The sequence below is a fragment of the Bacillus sp. B2-WWTP-C-10-Post-4 genome (assembly GCF_009183805.1).
Lineage (GTDB): Bacteria > Bacillota > Bacilli > Bacillales > Bacillaceae_G > Bacillus_A > Bacillus_A cereus.
This window is the reverse complement of sequence record NZ_WEII01000205.1, coordinates 1-4,058: the sequence shown is the minus strand read 5'-3', so window position 1 is coordinate 4,058 and position 4,058 is coordinate 1. Positions and strand designations below refer to the sequence as shown.

The window sequence follows — 4,058 nt, the reverse complement described above, 5'->3', positions numbered from 1 at the left end:
AGAGAATATAGATTGGCGGGTATAGTATGAACATATTTAAAGGGTTTTTAATTTCATCAATTGTAATGACCACATTTGTAGGAACAGATCTAATCCTACAAAATGATAGTATTCATAATAAAGTTTACGCTGAATCTAATAATGTCACATACAAAGAAAGAGATTCACAGGAAGAAAGATTAATTGTAAAGTTTAAAAATCAAATTGACTTACCTTATGAAGATGGTATTGAGAAACGAATAAAAAATGGGGATTATGATAACAATTTAAAGCAGTTATTTTCCGAAAATACAGAACTTACTTTGAATCGTCTGTTCTCATCTGTAAATCCGATAGAGATTGAAAAGTTATCAGTACAATCTAAATCAGTTGCTAATGAATCAGCTAATAATTTATTAAATTATTATATTGTACAAGCTCCTAATAACATAGAAATAGAATTATTACTGAAAAAATTTGAAACATCTTCTCTCGTAGAGGAGGCTTATATACAAGAAAAACAAATTTTGACACCCCCTGAAATACAGTTTCCAAATTTATCTGTTAATCCGTACGATGATCCTAGATTTAAAAATCAAGGATATCTTGAAGCGGCACCAAAGGGAATTAATGCCTCGCATGCTTGGAGCATTAAAGGTGGTGATGGGAAGGGTACAACTTTTGTGGATATGGAATATGGATGGTTATTGAACCATGAGGATTTAGTCAATAAAAATATTAAGCTTATGTCGGGACAAAATATAAGCCAGCATAGAGCTCATGGTACTTCTGTATTAGGAATTGTTTCATCTGAAGATAATCAAATTGGAAATATTGGAATTGCACCAAAAGCAAATGTAAAAGTAATATCCCAGATCAGGGATAATGGAATTTATAATACGGCGGATGCTATTTTAAGTGCTGTGCATAATTTACAAGCGGGAGATATTCTTTTATTAGAGGCACAAGCTTCGTATGATGGGTATGGGGATAAATATTTACCTGTAGAAGTACATCCAGATATTTTTGATGCAATTCGTGTTGGTGTAGATAAAGGGATTATTATTATAGAAGCTGGCGCAAATGGTTCAAACGACTTAGATAATTTTAAAGATCGTAATGGAAAAAAGATCTTAAATCGAAATAGTCCAGACTTCAAGGATTCAGGTGCTATTATGGTTGGGGCGGGATCATCAACTGTTCCACATAAACGTTTATGGTTTTCAAATTATGGAAGTCGATTAGATGTATATGGATGGGGAGAAAATGTTGATACAACATCAGCAAATCCAAGTCAAAATACTACAAATTTATATACATCAACATTTAGTGGAACATCAAGTGCTTCACCAATTATTGCTGGAGCAGCAACTTCGATACAAGGTATTGCTAAAGAACATCGAGGCTCTCCTTATACACCAGTAGAATTAAGAAATATCTTAAGTAATCCGAATACAGGAACAAAATCTCAAGATCCGTGGAATGATAGAATAGGTGTTTTACCTGATTTAAAAACTATATTAGATAACTTAGGTTTTAATTCAGATATACCGAACTCTTCTAGTATTTTAGAAGGAAAGCAGTTTGCATGGTCCCTAAAAGGAATTAGTGATTTTGAGTTTGCTAAAATTAATTTCAATAAATCGACAGAAGAAATGCAAGTGGACTTAAAAGCAGGCGTACCGCATCATTATTTTAATGAAACATATGCGAGTATTAAAGTCCAAAATGCATCAGGAAAAGTAGTATACAATAAAGACATTTATGGAAATAAACAACAAAATGCTGAATCGCAAAAAGTTTCAGTCAAATTAGGAGATTATATTGAGTTAACACATCTAGAAGGTGTGCATAGAGCTACTCTCACAAATGTAGATAATAGTAAACAAGAGAGCTTTGGAAAAAAAGTCATATACGAAGTTACAAAAGAAGGCTTGAAGAAAGTAGAAAAAATGCCAGAAACAACAGTTTTAGATGGAAATCATTTTGGGTGGTCTTTAAAAGGATATAGTGATAGAGAAATCGCAAAAGTTGATTATAATAGGACAACAGAGAAAATGCAGGTGAATTTAGAAGCAGGCGTACCACATTCTTACTTTAATAATACGTATGCAAGTATTACAGTAAAGAATTCAACCGGTAGTGTTGTATACAATAAGGATATAGTGGGAAATAGTCAACAAACTGCTGAAAGTCAAACCGTGCCGGTAAAAGTGGGAGATTACATTGAGTTGACCCATATAGAAGGGGAAGCAGTAAAGGAAAAGACACGCGCTACACTTATTAACTTTGAGAATAATAAACAAGAATATATAGGCAAAAAAAGAATCTATCAAGTTACTTCAACGGGATTAAACAAAATAGATTAATATGAAGAACATTCTAATTATTAGTTAGATGCAAATAGTCGTTCATTATGAACGGCTATTTGGCTTTTATTTAAAGAAAAGTGAAATGAAAATACTCTCTCTTTTGTATACACTCTCCTTGCTATCAACTGCTATATTTGTTTATCAGGGAGGGATTTTAAAAATATGCTTGAGAATTGATGCATGTTTAAGTGATATAGATTTGAGAAAAAAGAAACAGAATAGTAAGGTATTTATTGATAAAACCTCTCTTTTGTTACAATATTTTACATATTTGGTATGATGTATATGAGTTCTATGTATATTAAGGGAGGAATGGAAATGAAGAGGTTCATAACACGTGCAAGTGGTAATACAATCTCAAAAAAGTTAGTTTTAATGATGTTGCCGATGGTTTTAATGATATTGATGATTACACCATCGAATGATGTATCGGCAGCAAATCTATCAAAAGCAGGTTCACTAAAAGGCGTGAATTTATTTAATGGAAGTTGGACAGTTGCTATACAGGCAGCAAATTTACAATATGTTTCTGCTGAGCCTTTGGGAAATGTAATAGCAAATCGTAATGCTGTTAATGAATGGGAGAAATTCGAATTAATTCCGACTGGAGAATTATATACGTACGCTTTAAAAGCCAAAAGTAATGGGAAATATGTTTCGTTTGAGCCAAATGGTAGAGTAGTAGCAGATCGTACATCAATTGGGGCATGGGAAAAGTTTATCTTATATAATGGTGGAGACAATAGGATATATGTATTACAAGCACTCAGTAATGGCAGGTATATATCAGCAAATGGTGGTAGAGAATTAACAGCTACTAGTTATGTAGCTGGAAGCTGGGAACGATTTGTTATTGTATACTTCTAAACTTTAAAGTGTTATATGTCTAAATGATAATGGCATGTTTAGTATGTATGAATGCCTAATACAATAAAGTGTTAAGTATTTAATACAAGTGTATATTAATGTGTAAAGGGCTGCAGGTAATTAGCAGTCCTTTTTGTATGGACTTACTAAGGTTATAATGAGAAGAAAAAGAACCCTATAGGGTTCTTTTTCAAGGCATATTAACAGTAAGGAGAATCATGAAATGCTACTTCAAATCTTTATTAGGGGAAAGATTTTGAAAAAGCTTAACATACATCCATTTTTACATATATGTAATATATAGTAAATTGATAATATTTATACTTACTATTACTAATATTCAATTAACATGGTTAACACTATTTATATGATGTTAAACGGCGCTTAGAAATGATAAAAATGGCAGACAACTATTTTGTTGCCTGCCGGTGCCAGTGGATTGAATGAGTTAGTCAATTCAATAAATTGTGCTATCCCATTACCAGAAGAGTGAAGCCGCTAGTTCAAACGGCTTAGACATAGTTTGCCTAATAAAGAAAAAATTATGAGTAGAAATTTTGTTTGCTCTATATGAAAAGATAAATAGATATTCATCAGACAAGGATAATTTAGCATATCTTGAATAGGGTGTAGGAACTAATTAAGGAAAAGGAATTTTGTTTAGGAAGGGACTGACTCAGGAGTGGGACTTTCGGACAGGGTTTGGGGAGCGATGATTGCCTTTGGCATTGCGACTAATATCGTTGCTTGTATGATGGCAGTATACATTCAAAAATATGAGCTAATGATAAATCATCTTACAAATATTTTATTTTTAATAATTATCTCTTTAACGTTTAT

2 protein-coding genes are annotated in these 4,058 nt (G+C 32.3%); both read left to right on the top strand.

Annotation, left to right across the window (positions count from 1 at the left end):
• Positions 1-26 precede the first annotated feature (26 nt).
• Entirely contained in the window at positions 27-2,348 is a 2,322-nt protein-coding gene (locus tag GBN78_RS28945) for a putative mucin/carbohydrate-binding domain-containing protein (protein WP_152127997.1), read from the top strand.
• A 321-nt stretch (positions 2,349-2,669) separates the two neighbouring features.
• Positions 2,670-3,218 carry a fascin domain-containing protein gene (locus tag GBN78_RS28935; RefSeq protein ID WP_000819431.1) on the top strand — a complete coding sequence of 183 codons (549 nt, stop codon included), beginning with the start codon at positions 2,670-2,672 and terminating at the stop codon, positions 3,216-3,218.
• Positions 3,219-4,058: the final 840 nt, after the last annotated feature.

Coding starts and splice junctions, on each gene's coding strand:
- GBN78_RS28935 (WP_000819431.1), top strand. CDS start 2,670: ATGAAGAGGTTCATAACACGTGCAAGTGGTAATACAATCTCAAAAAAG.
- GBN78_RS28945 (WP_152127997.1), top strand. CDS start 27: ATGAACATATTTAAAGGGTTTTTAATTTCATCAATTGTAATGACCACA.